A 15,312-nucleotide genomic window follows, 5' to 3' on the forward strand; every position below is an offset into this window, starting at 1 on the left:
CCGAGGATCATCGTCCGGCGCCGCGTTTGAGCCGGCGCGCCGCTTCCATCGCTGCGGCAAGCTGCTGCCGCTGCGACAGCACCGGTGAGAGCTGCCTGTAGGGTTCACCAAACACGTGATCGAACAGATCACCGACGGACTGGATGAGCTTAGCTAGCCGAGTGGGTCGGGAGGTAAAGCGAAAATGGCCAGCCATGATAGTCACCTTGAGTTTTGACGCTGCGCCCCGGTGGACGCGAATCCCTGTCGATGGGTCGACAGGTGTTGTGGCGGGGCGCTGCCCCACCACAACCCGTACTGGTTAGTGCTTGGTGGGCACGTTCACGGTATCAATCGCGTGGATGATGCCATTGCTCGAGGTGATGTCTGCCTTGGTGATGGTGGCTGCGCCAATGCGGAGCTTGTCGCCATCCTTGGTGACCGTCGCGGTCTGACCCTGCATCATCTTCGGTGTGGTGAGCTTCTCGACGTCCGCGGCCGAAGCGCGGCCCGGCAGCACGTGATACTTCAGCACCGAGATCAATTCGGCCTTGTTTTCCGGCTTGAGCCAATTGGACAGCACATCCTTGGGCAGCTTCTCGAATGCCTCATCCGTCGGCGCAAAGACCGTGTACGGGCCGGTGCCCTTCAACACGTTGGTGAGTTCTGCCGCTTCAAGCGCCTTGCCAAGGGTATGGAAGCTGCCGTTGGCAGCCGCTGTTTCGACGAGGTTCTTGCTGCTAACGCGAGACACGTTGGAATCGTTGGTGGACATGAGTATTTGCCTTTAGTGAAGATCCGAAATGCGGATCCAGAGCGGACGTAGCCGCAACTCCGATACAGATCGGAGAAATACTCAGATGGCGTTAGGGAGAGGACCGCGAGGCTGAGACGCCTGCCAAGGAGGAGACTTTCTATCCTGGCGCCCATGCAGCATGCACGTGTGGTTGTTACGTAAGGGTGATGTGGCAACTGTTCGTCGTCATGCCACGTGGGCGGTTCACTTGACGTTGGTCAACGGGATCGTTGCAGCCACTCGAGCGCACGTCGCAGCCATGCGTTCGCCTGGTTCGGATTCCACACCAGGGTCGCCACGCTTTGCGGCGGCATGGTGTAGTCGAAACGGGTCTGGCCTTCCGCCACGGAGACGTTGCGTGGGTCCACGCTGCTGTTCACCATCACCAGTACGATCGAGCCATCGCTGGGATTGAGGAAGGCCACGTTGTCCAGACCCTTCTCGGTAGCGGTGGAGTTGATCCGCAGCGCACCGGGCAGCACGAATCGACTGAAGTGCGCCAACGCGTAGTATTCATCGTTGCGGCTCACCTCACCCGTGGCCGAGTCGATCGTCACCACGCCCTTGCAGGCGTCGCAGCCGCCAAAGTGCGGGCCATGTTTCTCATCGAGAACCAGGTTCCAATAGATGACGCCGCGCGCCCACTGCCGGATGCCTGCAATCAACAGGTCGCGCGAGAACCACAGCAATTCGCCCTTGACGCTGGAGGCCCAGTCGCCACCGGAACACTCGGTGATATAGGCGTCCTTGTCGGGGAAGGCACGATGCACGCGGCCCTGCGCATAAGGGCTGCCTTCGTAGCAATGCCAGGCAACGCCGTCGATGTAGCGTGCCGCCTCGGCGTCGCCCAGGACGGCCAGGGGCTGCTCGGGCGCATTCCAGTTGTGGTCCCATTCCAGGATGCGCGTGTTGGATTTGCGGCTTGCCAGCTTGGGACCCAGGTACTGCGCGACGATGCGTGCCCGCGTGGCCGCCGGCATCTGCATGCCCGGATAAGTGATCGGTATGAAGCCGGGCTCGTTCTGCACGGTCAGGGCGAAAATGGGGATGCCGTAACCGCTATAGGTATCGAGGTACTTGAGCAGATAGTCCGCGTATGTCTCCTCGTACTGCTCCAGCAACTCGCCACCAATCAGGTTCTCGCTGGTCTTCATCCAGGCCGGTGCGCTCCATGGCGTGGCCACGATCTGCAAGTCCGGATGGATGGAAAGCACTTCGAGCACGCTCGGAATCACGTCGCGCAAATTGCTCGTGATATTGAAATGCTCCAATGTCGGATCGGTCTGCCCGAACGGCACATCGTCCAGCGTGTAAGGCTTGAGCGAGAAATCCGACGCGCCGATGGTCAGGCGCATCATGTTGAAGTTGAGGTTGGGCGGCGGACCGTACAGCTCGTGCAACAGCGCACTGCGCTGCGTATCGCTGAGATCGTTCTGCAGCAGCCACGCCGACGAGTCGGTCATCGCGGCGCCGAAGCCGACCATGCTTTGGTAGGTGGTCTGCACGTCGATCACCACATCGGCAGGCGCCGAGCCGCGGGCGCGCATCGCAAGGTCGGGTTGTCGGGCCAGCTTCAGGCGACGGTCGGCCGTGCTCAACCATAGCTCGACCGCGGGCAGCAGCGACGGCGTCGCAGGTGCAATGTGGGCGCCGACCACCGGACGCTCCAAGCGCGGCGCATAAAGGGCGGTCAGGGTCAGCAGGGCAATCAAGCCGACCGGGACAAGCGTGGCCCACCTGGATTCGGATCGATGCTCATCCATGGCGCACACAAAACCCTACGCTCGCGCTGCAGTTCAGTTGGATCACGAAACTCCCGGGTCTGCGCATCAACACAAGATCCTGGCCGATCACGGCGACAGGATCGGATTCATTGCGCCAAAACCCCGGCATGAACCCGATGCCATGCGCGCAGCATAGCGAACCTGCGCCGTCTTGACTGTGGCCGAGCGCATTGAATGGCCGCATCGGCCTGCGCGGATGGATCAGCTGGCAAAGCCAGCAAGCTCGTGCGAAGCATCTTCGCGGGATGCCCGTCGCGTCTTTTATCCATAGCCTCTCAACGCATCGCCACGCTCTGTTGGCACGCGTTCATCGCCGCGCTCCGCTACGACGCTCAGGGCCGTGCGCGGCCTTTTTTTCATGAATCGCGGGTAAGTGTCACGGACGGTTTCACGCAGCCTTTGACTGGGACATGCGCGCGCCGGCGGCACGATGCGCCGCCAACAGCAAAGGAGTTCATCATGATCAAGCGCATGCTTCCCTTAGTGATTGGACTGGCTGTTTCCAGTATGGCGTCCGCGCAGACCATGCCCGCCGCGGCGCAGTCCACTACCAGTGCCACCACCCAGACGACCCAGACCACCACCGTCACGACCTGGAGCAACCAGCCTCCGACCGGTGCGTTGACCGAAGAGGCGATCAAGTCCTCCATCGCCAACGCTGGCTACAAGGAGGTCAAGGGCCTGGAGTTCAAGGACGGCGTGTGGCGCAGCGAGGCCCGCGGCGGCGACAAGAAGTGGGTCAAGCTCTCCGTCGGTCCCGTCAATGGCAAGGTCTACCCGGCCGATGCGCCGTCCAAGCTCAACGAAAACGAAGTCAATGCACAGCTGGCGACGGCAGGCTTCCAGAACGTCAAGCACGTGAAGTTCGCCGAAGGGCTGTGGAGCGCCGACGCCAAGAGCAAGCGGGGCACCGACGTGAATCTCCTGGTCGATCCCACCGATGGCAGCGTGGTGGCCCGCTCGCGCGATTGATGCGTCGTCACCCGTGCGGTAAACAATGGAACCCGGCGCCGCCATCGCGACGCCGGGTTCTGACATGCTCAGTGGGGGATTACGCCGATCGTCCGCAACCAGACCTGCACGAGTTTCGGCCACTCGTTGATCGGGAACTCCGGATGCTGCATGCCGAACGCATGCCCACCGTGCGCATAGATATGCATTTCAACAGGCACGTCGGCGTCCTTGAGCGCGGCGAAGTAAACGAGCGATTGCTCCACGCCATCCACCTGATCGTCTTCCGCCTGCGCCAGGAAGGTCGGCGGCGTGTCGTGAGAGACCGGCACACGGGGATTCAAGGTGTTGTGCTCGGTGGCTAGATGGCCCGGGTAAATCGCCACCGCAAAATCGGGGCGGCTGCTTTCCTTGTCGGCATCATCAACCGGCTTATACAGCTGGCGCTTGAAGTTGGTGCTCGCCTCGGCGACCAGATACCCACCTGCAGAAAAACCGAGCACGCCGATCTTGTGCGGATCGATCTGCCATTGGGCGGCATGCGAGCGCACCAGCCTCAAGGTTCGCTGGGTGTCCTGCAGCGATGGCACGGACAATTGAAAGTTGTGCGGGCGGCTGTCGGTCTGCCAGACGTAGGGAATGCTGGGCACGCGATACTTCAGCAACACGCAGGTGATGCCTTGCGAGGTGAGCCAGTCGCAGACGTCGGTACCTTCGAGTTGGATGGCCAGAATCTGGAAGCCACCGCCCGGAATCACCACGACCGCTACGCCGGTGTTGACGCCTTTGGGGGCGTACACCGTCATTGTCGGACGGGTCACGTTGGTCACCGCACCTTTCGTTTCCTTCTCGGGCCCTGGCACCGGTTGCAGGTCAGGCGCAGCGCCCGGCCAGATCGGTATTTGCGTATGTCCCGCTGACGGCTGCCATACCGACGGTTCGGCATTGGCGCTTGCGCTCGCAGCCAGCAAACACGCGGCGATCATCCACCACTTCATTGCGCTCCTCCCTGTTGGCGCTCGGCCAGTGTTGTGCGGTCGAGAGAAATCCATGGGGATTTCCCACCTTCGCGATCCTGACTGACGCATCGGCCCGGCTGCTGCTGCGCTGATGGAATTTTTCGGGCAAGCAGTTGGCCAGCGCCTGCGCGCAACGCGGCGCATGTGCTCCGTCAGCAGGATTGGGCCGCAACGACCGCATCGCCACGACGATCCATCGCCACGGAAACGGACCACAGCAACAAGCCGCCCAGCGCCAGTCCGCTGCCGACCCAGCCAGGCGAGGTCCAGCCATAGCCGTGTGCGATGGCCAGCCCGCCCAGGAAGGGGCCGAGCGCATTGGCGGCATTGAAGGCGGAATGATTGAGCGATGCGGCGAGGCCTTGGGCGTCGCCGGCCACGTCCATCAACCGGGTCTGCAGCACCGTGCCAAGCGCACCGCCGATGCCGATCAGGAAAACCGTGGCACCGAGCGCCCACACATGGCCCGCGGCGAACGGGAAACAGGCGAGGATCAGCGCACTCCACAGCAGCAGGCCGCCGGCGGTGCGCATCAACGCGCGATCGGCAAAGGCCGGCACGATCATATTGCCCAGCGTCATGCCGATGCCGAATACGCCCATCACCCAGGGCACGCTTTCGAGCGGCATATGGGTCACGTGCAGCAGGATGTCGGCCAGATAGGTGTACACGGCAAACATGCCGCCAAAACCGATCGCACCGATGCCCAGCGTCAGCCACACCTGCGAGCGCCTGAGCGCGCCCAGTTCACGCAACGGGCTGGCGTTGGCGTCGGCCGGCGTGTTCGGTGCGAAGGCCAACACGGCGCTCATGGTCGCCACGCCCAACAGGGCTACCAGCGCAAAACTCCAGCGCCATCCCACGGCCTCGCCAAGCCAGCTGGCCAGCGGCACGCCCACCACGGTGGCGCAGGTGAGGCCCAGAAACATCTGCCCCACGGCGCGCGTGCGTCGATTGGCAGGCACCAGCGAGCTGGCCACCAGCGCGCCCACGCCAAAGTAAGCGCCGTGCGGCAGGCCGCTGAGAAAACGGAACAGCAGCATCCAGTGATAACTGGGCGAGAGTCCGGTCAAACCGTTGAACACGGTGAACATTGCCATCAGCATCACCAGCAGACGGCGACGCGGCATGCGCGCACCCAGCACGGTGATCACCGGCGCACCGACCACCACGCCCAAGGCATAGGCGCTGATCGCGTGGCCCGCTGTCGGCGCATCGATGCCCAGCCCCTGCGCGAACAACGGCAGCATGCTCATCGTGGCGAATTCGGTGGTGCCGATGGCAAAGCCACCGACCGCAAGCGCAAGGATGACCAGTCCAACGTGGGGAACGCGAACAGGCGGCGCGCCCGGAGCCAGGGCGGGGGAAGAGGCGGACATGGGGACAACTCGGGCCGTGGGGCAGCGCAGTGGTGCGCTGCAGCACGAAAGAGTAGCGGCTATGCCTCCGGGTTGCCAGCCTGGAAGGTTGGGAGTTTCGACATGCCGCTGCTGAACGCCGCTGGTCGCCGTTCTATGCTTCGGCCACGGCCAAACGGGGGAGAGGCATGGGGATGCTGCGGTTGTGCTGCATGGGGATCGGCATGTTGCTCGCAGGCCAGGCCTGGGCTGACGACTGCCATTTGAGCGACTACGGCAGCCTGCCAGTAGCCATGGTCGGCAGTCGTGCCACCACCATGGTGAAGATCAATGGCACCGATACGCGCTTCATGCTCGACACCGGGGCATTCTTCAACTTCATGTCGACTGCCAACGCCGCATCGCTGGGGCTCAAGCTGGAACCCGCACCTTTTGGCTATCGCATGGGTGGCGTAGGAGGCCAGACGAGTATCCAGCAGGCCCACGTCAAGGAGTTCGGCATCCTTGGCACCACGCTCAAGAACGTGGACTTCATCGTGGGCGGGACCGACATAGGCGATGGATTGCTCGGCGCCAACCTGCTCGATTTCGCCGATCTGGAGATCGATCTCGCCCACGGCAAGGTGACGCTGTTCAAGGCGGAGCACTGCGAGAAGAGCTCGCTCGCGTACTGGGTGAAGGACGGCAACTACAACGTCGTGGATCTGGAGCCAGCTGACCGGGAGTACGACCGGCGCACTTTTGTCACGGTCATCATCAATGGCAGAAAGGTGCGGGCGGTGCTCGATTCAGGCGCCGCAGCCACCGTGCTGAGTCGCGATGCGGCCAAGCGCGCGGGCATCGATGTGAAAGCCCTGGGCCTCCAGGCCGGCACCAGCACCTTCGGCATCGGCGCCAAACCGGTCAGGACATGGACCGCGAACATCGATACGTTTTCGGTGGGGTCCGAAACGATCCAGCACAGCCAGATGATGGTGCTCGACGGGAATTTTGGCGACCAGACGGAGATGCTGCTGGGCGTGGATTTCCTGCTCGCCCATCACATGTTCATTGCCAACAGCAAGAAGAAGGCCTATTTCACCTATAACGGTGGGCGCGTCTTCAGCTTCGCAACCGCGGCGGACGACGAAACCAAACCCGCTGGCACGATGACCCAAGACAATGGCACGGCATCCCAGAGCGCCAGCGACCATGCCCTGCTGGGCCAGGCGCACCTGTCCCGCGGCGAAGCGAAGGCTGCCGTGGCCGAGCTGGATCAAGCAATCCGCATGGCGCCCGATCAATCGGCTTACTACACCGCCCGTGCGCGAGCCCATATGGCGGACAAGCAGCCTGGGGCAGCGCTCGCTGACCTGGACAAGGCGCTGAGCCTGGATCCAAAAAATCTCGATGCCTTGCAGATGCGCGCCGAACATCGCTACGCCAACAACGACCTGGCTGGAGCTGCCACTGATGCAGCGGCGGCTGGCGCGCTGGCGCCGGCTGGATCTGCCCGGGCACGTTCCATTGCCGCCTTGTACATCAGGCTCGACCAGCCCGCCGCGGCCTTGCCCTTGCTCGACGATTGGATCCGTCTGCATGACAACGACGCCATGCTGGGCTCCGTACTCAACGAGCGCTGTTGGGCGCGCGCGCTCAGCAATCAGGTGCTGGACGATGCCTTGAAGGATTGCCGCAAAGCCATCAAGCGCGACGGCGCCGATCCGGCTTATCTCGACAGTCTGGGCCTGGTCCAACTGCGCCTGGGACATTATCCCGAGTCCATCAAGGCTTATGAGCAAGCCGTTGCATTGGGCCCGGGTTCCGCGTGGTCGCGCTACGGACTTGGCCTGGCGAAAGTCCGCAGTGGTCAACCGGATGCAGGCAACGCCGACCTGGTTGCCGCGCGCGCGCTTGATCCGCAAATCGAACGACATGCCAGCAAGTTCGGTTTGACCGTACCGCAACCGTAGGAACGCGCACGTGACCAACGCCCTTCCCACCTGGATCCGCATCGCCCGCACGCGTGCGTCGGTGTTGATCCAACCGCTGGTGGAAGCGGTGGTGACCATGTTTGCCGTATTGGCCACGTTACTGTGCACACTGGGTATCGCACCCGGCAGCGGGCCGGCCGTGCTCGCGGTGGTGTTGAGCCTGTCGTTGTCGCGCAGTCATCTGGATCGCGACCTGCGCGGTCGGCTGGAAGCAGCAGTGGTCCTGCCGCTGGTGGGCCTGGTGGCGATCGGCGTGGGCATGCTGCTGCGGCAGACGCCATGGGTGGGTGCGCTGACCTTTGTCGCCGGCATGTTCCTGTCGATCTGGTTGCGCAACTTCGGCCCGATGGCACGCCGCGCGGGGCACTTGATCGCCCTGCCGTTTGTCACCTTGCTGACCGTGCCCCATGTGCACGCTGCCCATAGCGGCGCGCTCCCTGTCCTGCTGGTGCCGATCGTGGTGGCCTTGTTGGCGCTCTTCTGGGTCACGCTGTTCCATCTGCTGGGGCGTCGGTTGGGCCTGCTGCCGCCGATCACGGCACCGTCGCATGCGCACGCGACGCCGACGCAGGAACGCGGGCTGCGTCCCACCGCCAGCACGCGTATGGCCATCCAGATGGCAGTGGCCCTGACGCTTTCGTTTGTGGTCGGCTACCTGTGCTTTGCCGAACGCTGGGCTTGGATCGTACTCACGGCGTTCATCGTTCATAGCGGCAATCGCGGGCGGCTGGATGTGGCTTACAAGAGCGGCCTGCGCGTCCTGGGCGCGGCCGCAGGCACCGTGCTCGCGATGTCGCTGAGCTTTCATGCACAGGCGAACCCGGGCACCACCGGCGTGTGGATCCTGGCGGCGTTGTTCTTCGGTGTATGGCTGCGTCCGCTCGGTTATGCGTGGTGGGCGTTGTTCGTCACGCTGGCATTGGCGCTGCTGCAGGGCTTCGAGCCCCAGCCGCCGGGCATGCTGTTGTGGCAGCGACTTGAGGAGATCGTCATCGGCGCCGTGATCGGCCTGGCTTCGGCGTGGCTTGTGTTGCCGGTGCGTTCTACCGATGTATTGCGCCGCCGACTGGCGGACGCGCTTGCGGCGATGGCCGAGGCCACCGATCCGGCGACGCCCGAACGCAGCCCCGCACGCGTGGCCAAGGCGCTGGATGAACTGGCCGACATGGCCGCACCATTTCGCGCCGCGCGGCGATTCACCCAAGGCTTTCATGGCATCCAGCCTGCCGATTGGGTGGATACGCTGCTGGCCTGCCGCGCACCGGCCATCGAGGTGATTGCGCGAGGCGAAACCCCGGGCCGGCTGCGTCAGGCCATCGGCGCCGCACGCAAGTCGTTGCGCGAACCCGACACGCTGTTGCCGGCGCTGCAGCAGTTGCGCCAGACGCTGGCGGGCTGATCAATCGCCCGCAGGCAGGTTCTGTACGCGCGACAGCACGGATACACCGTGCTCATCGAACGCTTCCACCGCCACCACGTAGTTCACGCCCTTGTTCAACGAATGCAGCACAAGTCGGGTGGGCTGGTCGGCGAAGCGCTGATAGGTCGAATGCAGGCGATCGGCCGCCAGCCCCCAGCGGACGTTGTAGCCCACGGCGCCAGGCACGGGCGCCCAGACGATCTGGGCATCGCGCGTGTCGCTCGAGCGCCTGGCCGATAGCAGCGTGGGTGCCGCGGGCAGCGCGCCAGTGGCGTTGCCGAATACGCGTAGATCGGCAATGGCCAGCGTGTGTGCGCCGACATGTCGGTGGTTATAGCGAACATAGCGAACAAGAGCCGCCTGATCGAGTTCGATATACGCGTTGGCGCGATCGCGCGTTTCATGGGAGAGATCGGCCAGCGTGCTCCAATGCGTGCCGTCGCGCGATCCCTCCAGCACGAACTGCGTGACGATGTCGGGCGCATCGCCGTAGCGACCTGATTGGTAGTCGGCAAAATTCACCTGCACGGCGCGTACCGTGCGCTCGCCACCCAGATCCACCGTCAGCGTCTGGCCCGCCGTGTTGCTCGCGGCAAGCCAGAACGTGCGTGGATTCTCATCCGTCGCTGCCGAGGCAGGATGCCCGGGCTGGGACGACGATGCAGTGGCCTTCTTGCGATAGGACAGCAGCATCCATCCGGTGAAGGTGTCTTCGCCGTCCTGCAGGGCATGGTCAGGCATGCGATGCGGAAAATCACCGAAGCGCGTATCGATCCACATTTGGCCGTCTGTATGAAAACCGGCCGGGTACAGGCCGATGCGTCGCTCGAAGGTCCAGTTGGACCCTATCCACGACGTGCCGCTATTCCACACATTGCCGTGGGCATCCTCGAAGGTTGAGCCGTGGCCCACGCCGGTGACGAAACCGCCGGGCTTCTCGCCGACGGGGTTGTAAGGCGCATAACGGAACGGGCCGAGCGGCGCATCGCTCACCACCACGCCCGTGCCGTAGACATTGAACTCGGTACCCGGCGCTGCGTATTGCAGGTAGTAGCGGTCACCGTGTCGATTCATCCAGGCGCCCTCGAGAAACGGCTTGGTCGTTTCGTCGGTGTGGTCCTGGCCGAACCGTTCCCAGCCGTGCTGGGCCGGGTCCAGTTGAAGCAGCGGCTGCGGTCGGGTGACGAAGGCAAGCCGCTTGCCCTCGCCCTGGTCGATGTCGGCAAATCGGAGGTCGAGCCGGGCGCCGTAGAGCGGGTGGACGTTGGACGAATCCCAGTACAGATAGACCTTGCCGTCGCGGTCCTGGAACAGCGCCGGATCCCAGGGACCAGGCGGCAGCTCGTCCGGTTTCATGGTCGCTTCGCCCACGCTGGAGACTGCGCCTGGCACAGGCGGCAGCAGCCGGGTCCAGAAGGTCCAATGGCCATGCGCGGGGTCGGTGGATACGAGCAGCGGTCGCGGTTCAGTGGCGGACTGCATGAGGAACAGGCGGCCATCGGCGACCAGGGTCGCCGGCGCCACCTCGCTGTCGAACGGCCAGTGATCGGGCTTCACGAAATCCCAGTGCAGCAGATCGGTGGAGTGCCAGTAGCCGTCGGCGAGCGTCATGAACAGGTAGTAGGCGTCGCCGTAGCGCACCATCGCCGGGTCGGCGCCGGTGCGATAGGAAATACCCTCGTTCATCTGCTCGAAGTTGTAGCGGTAGTCGATGTCGATGGGGTTGGCCCAGGTCTGCGGGGCCGCCGGTGCAGCGGAAGCGGCGGTGGCGACCAGCCATGCCATGCAGCAAAGCATGACTCGCCGCAGAGGGGCAAAAGCCTTTGATATAGGGTCTGACATCGGATGCATGCTCATGCTGCAGCGCAGCGGCGCCGGATTCTGTGAACTTCCCTTATTGATCAGGTGACCCGGTCTGTAAGAGACTCCGTCACCATCGCCGTAAACGTTTACATCGTAGCCGCCCGATCACGGCCGGCCAACCCACTCCCCGTTGATCGAAGGACTCGTCATGACTACCCCGTCGCCGCTCCGCCGCCTTGCCCTGCGCACTTGCGCCGCGGCCTGCCTCGCCCTGCTTGGCTCAGTGCATGCGGCGCCCGCCGGTAGCGACGCCGTGCAACTGCAGGTCGACGCGACGGCCAAGGGCACGCCGCTGCCCCACTTCTGGGAAAACATGTTCGGCTCCGGCCGCGCCGTGCTCGCGCTGCGCGATGACTACCGCAAGGATCTGGAAGCGGTGAAGGGCGCCACCGGCTTCAGCTATATCCGCTTCCACGGCATCTTCGACCGCGACATGGGCGTGGCCTATCGCGATCCGCAGGGCAAGCTGCAATTCAATTTCAGCTACGTGGACCAGGTCTATGACGGCCTGCTCGCGCGCGGCGTGAAGCCGTTCGTGGAGCTGGGCTTCATGCCGCCGGAAATGAGCACCGATCCGGCCAGCCATCACGACTTCTGGTATCACCCCAACGTGATGCCGCCGAAGGATCCGGCCGAGTGGGACGCGCTGGTGCGCGCCTTCCTGCAGCACGAGATCGCGCGCTACGGCATCGAGGAAGTCTCCAGCTGGTACTTCGAGGTGTGGAACGAGCCGAACCTCGCGTTCTGGGGCGGCAAGCCCGAACAATCCACCTATTACGACCTGTATGACCGTTCGGCCCGCGTGGTGAAGTCGGTCGACAAGCGCTTGCGTGTGGGCGGCCCTGCCACCGCACAGGCCGCATGGCTGCCGGACTTCCTCAAGCATGTGAAGCAGAGCGGCGCGCCGATCGATTTCGTCAGCACACATGTGTACGGCGATGACACCGCCGACAACGTGTTCAAGACCAAGGAAAACATTCCGCGTCGCGACATGGTGTGCCGTGCGGTGGACAAGTCGCACCAGGAAATCGTCGCCTCGCCGTTCCCGAAGCTGCCGCTGATCTACAGCGAATACAACGCCTCGTACGCCAACCTGCCCAACGTCACCGACACGGTCTACATGGGCCCGTGGATGGCCAACACCATTCGCGAATGCGCGGGCAAGGTGGAGCTGATGAGCTACTGGTCGTTCTCGGACGTGTTTGACGAACAGGGCGTGGTGAAGACCCCGTTCTACGGCGGCTTCGGCCTGATCGCCGCCGACCGCATCGAGAAGCCGGCGTTCAACGCGTTCGCCATGCTGCACAAGCTGGGCGATACCCAGCTGCCGCTGAAGACCGACAGCGCGCTGGCCACGCGCCGCGCCGACGGCACCGTGGTGCTGGCGCTGTGGAACTACACCAAGCCGCTGGGCGACACCGCCGACTACACGCCGGGCGTGCCGACTGGTGCAGCCAAGCACTTTGATGTGGACCTGAAGCATCTGGGCAGCGCCAGGCAGGCCACGGTGTGGCGCCTGGACCAGGATCACGGAAACGCGGTGGCCGCGTTCGACAAAATGGGCCGCCCGGCAACCCCGAGCCGCGATGAGATCACTCAGCTACGTGAGGCGGGCAAACTCGCCGCTCCGGAACAGGCCACCCTGCAGAACGGCCGCCTGAGCATCGATATCCCGCCGCAGGGTCTGGTGGTGGTGGAACTGCACTGACCACCAACAAGCGTGTGACGCCGCCATCCCCTCGTGGTGGCGTCACACGCTGCTTTACCTCGCTGCAGCGGGCGCAGTGACCTCTGGCATTGGCGCCCCACTCTGTACGGATCAAAGCTCGCGCTGCTATCCACCACGGATGACGGCTATGCGTTTCTGGCGCGAGTGCCTGCTCGCTATGCTCATGTTGCTCGCGGCACCCGCCGTCATCGCGCAACGTGCACCGCTGCATCAGTCATTCGACCTACGCGTGCCATGGATGCCGCAGCCGGTGGCGGTCGCCGGCAAGGTCTCGCTGGTATACGAACTGCATCTCACCAACGAGGCGCAGGAGACGTTGACCATCCAGCGCATCGACGTCCTCGACGACCAGCAACACCTCCGTGCCGAACTGACTGGCAGCGAACTCCATGCAGCCATCGGCAGGGCCGACCGGGCAAAAGGCGACGAGCGCCTGCGTGTGGCGCCGGGCATGTCGGCGGTGGCATATCTTTCCGTTCCGCTGGCCGACACCGCCGCCGTGCATCTGCGTCACCGTGTGGTTTACGTCGATCAGGCCCATCAGAACCTCACCACCGAAGGCGGCGACGTCGCGTCAGTCAGTAACGCACCACGGCAACTGGGTCCGCCATTGCGTGGCGGCCCATGGGTGGCGATCTACGATGCGCGCTGGGAGCGAGGCCATCGCCGTGTGCTTTACGCCACCGACGGCAGCGTGAAAGTGCCGGGCCGCTTCGCCATCGACTGGATCCGCGTCGGGCCGCACGGCGGTTATGCGCAGGGCAAGGGTGAGTCGCCCAAGCAGTGGTTTGGCTATGGCGCCGATGTGCTCGCCGTGACCGATGCGACCGTGGCATCGACCGGTGAAGGCGTGTCCGAGCCACCCACGCTGGCCGACGGCGCCGCGCACAAGGTGTCGCTGGAGGATGCCGCCGGCAACTACGTGGCGCTGGATCTGGGTGATGGACGCTACGCGTTCTACGAACATCTCAAGCCCGGCAGCATCCGTGTGAAAGCCGGGCAACGCGTGCGCCGTGGGGACGTCATCGGGCAACTGGGCTTCACCGGCGAGTCCACCGGTCCGCATCTGCATTTCCATGTGAGCGATGCCAATGCGCCGCTTGCCGCCGAAGGTTTGCCATACGTGCTGACATCATTCCGTGTCCTTGGCGCCTATGCCTCCATCGAGGAGTTCGCACAAGGCCGAGCATGGACGGCGGCCACGTCGCCCGCGGCCGGCAACGGATTTCCTGCGCCGCTTTCCGTAGTCGACTTCGACGTTGGTCGTTGACGCTGCACCATGCAGACATGCGGGGAACGCAGCAGGAGCGACCAAACGCGAACCTGACGAATGCCGGCGCCAAGGCCCGAAGACCGTTTAGGGCAAAAAGTGACCCGCTCTCTCGCTGGCATGCGCTCATTACGTCGCCCCCTTTCCTGGCCTTTCGTCCAGCACCGCGCTTTGCAGGCGAAACATCGTCACTGCTGCCGTTGCATTTACTGGTCCAGACCTGGTGCGAACAGGTTGGCACGCTCTGTGCTCTGGCAGTTCTCAGTCGAACTGCCAGATAGATCGCACAATGCAAAAGCTTGTTCTTTTCCTGGACACTGATCTTCGCACGCTCGAAGTGGTGCGCTGGCTCGCCGACCGTGTCAAATCGCTACCTTCCAAGTGCGCAGCACTGCCTTGGGTGCGGGCCATCCATGCCGTATTTCGCCTGGCCAAACCCATCGCCATCACGGTGGTGGCGCTGGACATCATCCTTTTGACGACCGCTTGGCTCACGCCCCGACCCGAGCATTTCAGGATTGATCCAGGCCAGCACGGCATCGCCCCGTCGGCTTACTCGCCCTGGTACAAATTCACCGATCGCGTTCAACATCGCTCGTACGCCATGCTGACGTTCGACGATGGCCCGGCCGGTGGCGGACTCGACGAGAAGTTTCTCGAAGTCTTGAACCGCCACCACGCGCACGCGATATTTTTCCTGGTCTGCAAAAACATCAACGAGCGCACGCTGCCCGTGCTGGGAGAGATGGAGCGCAGCGGGAACGTGATCGGCAACCATAGCCTCGACCATCTGCACGTCCCCAGCTTGTCCTACGCGGATGCCTGGCATCAGGTCGATGCATGCAGTTCGCGCATCGCCGACATCACCGGGCATCGGCCGAAATATTTTCGGCCGCCCTTTGGTCATTCGTCAGCCTACGCTGACCAGGCTGTCCAGGCGGCCGGCATGAAGTCGGTGTTCTGGAACGTCAATTCCAAGGACTACATGTACCACGACCCGAATAAGATCTACGAATTGAGCACGCAGAGTCCCGGCGATATGTCGATCTTTCTCATGCACGAGCGTGCCGGCACCGCCGAAGCCCTCGACAAGATCCTTACCGACCTGGAGCACCGCGGGTTCACCTTTGTACTTCCGGATGATCAGAACGCAACCGGTGTTTGAGGTTT

General features: G+C 63.6%; 12 protein-coding genes. 6 read left to right on the forward strand and 6 right to left on the reverse strand.

The genetic code is table 11. The features are described 5' to 3' along the window. Nucleotides 1-7 precede the first annotated feature (7 nt). The 3 genes from AB4Y82_RS04925 to AB4Y82_RS04935 form a co-directional block, all read right to left on the reverse strand. Nucleotides 8-196 (reverse strand): hypothetical protein, encoded by a 189-nt coding sequence (locus AB4Y82_RS04925; RefSeq protein WP_441601747.1) that lies wholly within the window; start codon nt 194-196, stop codon nt 8-10. Nucleotides 197-301: 105 nt separating this feature from the next. Beyond that, complete coding sequence (locus AB4Y82_RS04930; protein ID WP_441601748.1) at nt 302-754, reverse strand: fasciclin domain-containing protein; 453 nt, start codon at nt 752-754, stop codon at nt 302-304. 239 nt (nt 755-993) lie between these two features. Then, a complete protein-coding gene (locus tag AB4Y82_RS04935; RefSeq protein WP_441601749.1) occupies nt 994-2,538 on the reverse strand; it encodes a glycoside hydrolase family 30 protein in 1,545 nt (514 codons plus the stop codon). A 480-nt stretch (nt 2,539-3,018) separates the two neighbouring features. Here AB4Y82_RS04935 and AB4Y82_RS04940 point away from each other — a divergent pair, with 480 nt between their 5' ends. Beyond that, nucleotides 3,019-3,531: a PepSY domain-containing protein gene (locus AB4Y82_RS04940; protein WP_441601750.1), complete on the forward strand. Its 513-nt coding sequence runs from the start codon at nt 3,019-3,021 to the stop codon at nt 3,529-3,531. A 68-nt stretch (nt 3,532-3,599) separates the two neighbouring features. Here AB4Y82_RS04940 and AB4Y82_RS04945 read toward each other — a convergent pair whose 3' ends face one another. Then, entirely contained in the window at nt 3,600-4,508 is a 909-nt protein-coding gene (locus tag AB4Y82_RS04945; protein ID WP_441601751.1) for an alpha/beta hydrolase, read from the reverse strand. Nucleotides 4,509-4,681: 173 nt separating this feature from the next. Then, complete coding sequence (locus tag AB4Y82_RS04950) at nt 4,682-5,908, reverse strand: MFS transporter (protein ID WP_441601752.1); 1,227 nt, start codon at nt 5,906-5,908, stop codon at nt 4,682-4,684. A 203-nt stretch (nt 5,909-6,111) separates the two neighbouring features. On the opposite strand from AB4Y82_RS04950, the gene AB4Y82_RS04955 reads away from it, so the two are divergent. Together AB4Y82_RS04955 and AB4Y82_RS04960 are read left to right on the forward strand one after the other, a co-directional pair. Continuing rightward, nucleotides 6,112-7,839: an aspartyl protease family protein gene (locus tag AB4Y82_RS04955; protein ID WP_441601753.1), complete on the forward strand. Its 1,728-nt coding sequence runs from the start codon at nt 6,112-6,114 to the stop codon at nt 7,837-7,839. Between the two features lie 10 nt (nt 7,840-7,849). Beyond that, the gene (locus AB4Y82_RS04960; protein ID WP_441601754.1) at nt 7,850-9,259 is read left to right on the forward strand and encodes an FUSC family protein; all 1,410 of its coding nucleotides are present in this window, start codon (nt 7,850-7,852) and stop codon (nt 9,257-9,259) included. Here AB4Y82_RS04960 and AB4Y82_RS04965 read toward each other — a convergent pair whose 3' ends face one another. Next, nucleotides 9,260-11,065, reverse strand: coding sequence for a family 43 glycosylhydrolase (locus AB4Y82_RS04965; RefSeq protein ID WP_441601755.1), 1,806 nt, complete (start codon nt 11,063-11,065; stop codon nt 9,260-9,262). A gap of 226 nt (nt 11,066-11,291) precedes the next feature. On the opposite strand from AB4Y82_RS04965, the gene AB4Y82_RS04970 reads away from it, so the two are divergent. The 3 genes from AB4Y82_RS04970 to AB4Y82_RS04980 all read left to right on the forward strand — a co-directional run bounded on the left by AB4Y82_RS04970 (nt 11,292) and on the right by AB4Y82_RS04980 (nt 15,307). Then, on the forward strand, nt 11,292-12,851 hold the full coding sequence (locus tag AB4Y82_RS04970; RefSeq protein WP_441601756.1) for a GH39 family glycosyl hydrolase: 1,560 nt from the start codon (nt 11,292-11,294) through the stop codon (nt 12,849-12,851). A gap of 148 nt (nt 12,852-12,999) precedes the next feature. Further along, nucleotides 13,000-14,142 (forward strand): M23 family metallopeptidase, encoded by a 1,143-nt coding sequence (locus tag AB4Y82_RS04975; RefSeq protein WP_441601757.1) that lies wholly within the window; start codon nt 13,000-13,002, stop codon nt 14,140-14,142. A gap of 289 nt (nt 14,143-14,431) precedes the next feature. Then, on the forward strand, nt 14,432-15,307 hold the full coding sequence (locus AB4Y82_RS04980) for a polysaccharide deacetylase family protein (RefSeq protein WP_441601758.1): 876 nt from the start codon (nt 14,432-14,434) through the stop codon (nt 15,305-15,307). Nucleotides 15,308-15,312 lie beyond the last annotated feature (5 nt).

Origin of the sequence: Dyella sp. 2YAF14, assembly GCF_052114725.1 — a bacterium.
Taxonomy (GTDB): Bacteria; Pseudomonadota; Gammaproteobacteria; order Xanthomonadales; family Rhodanobacteraceae; genus Dyella.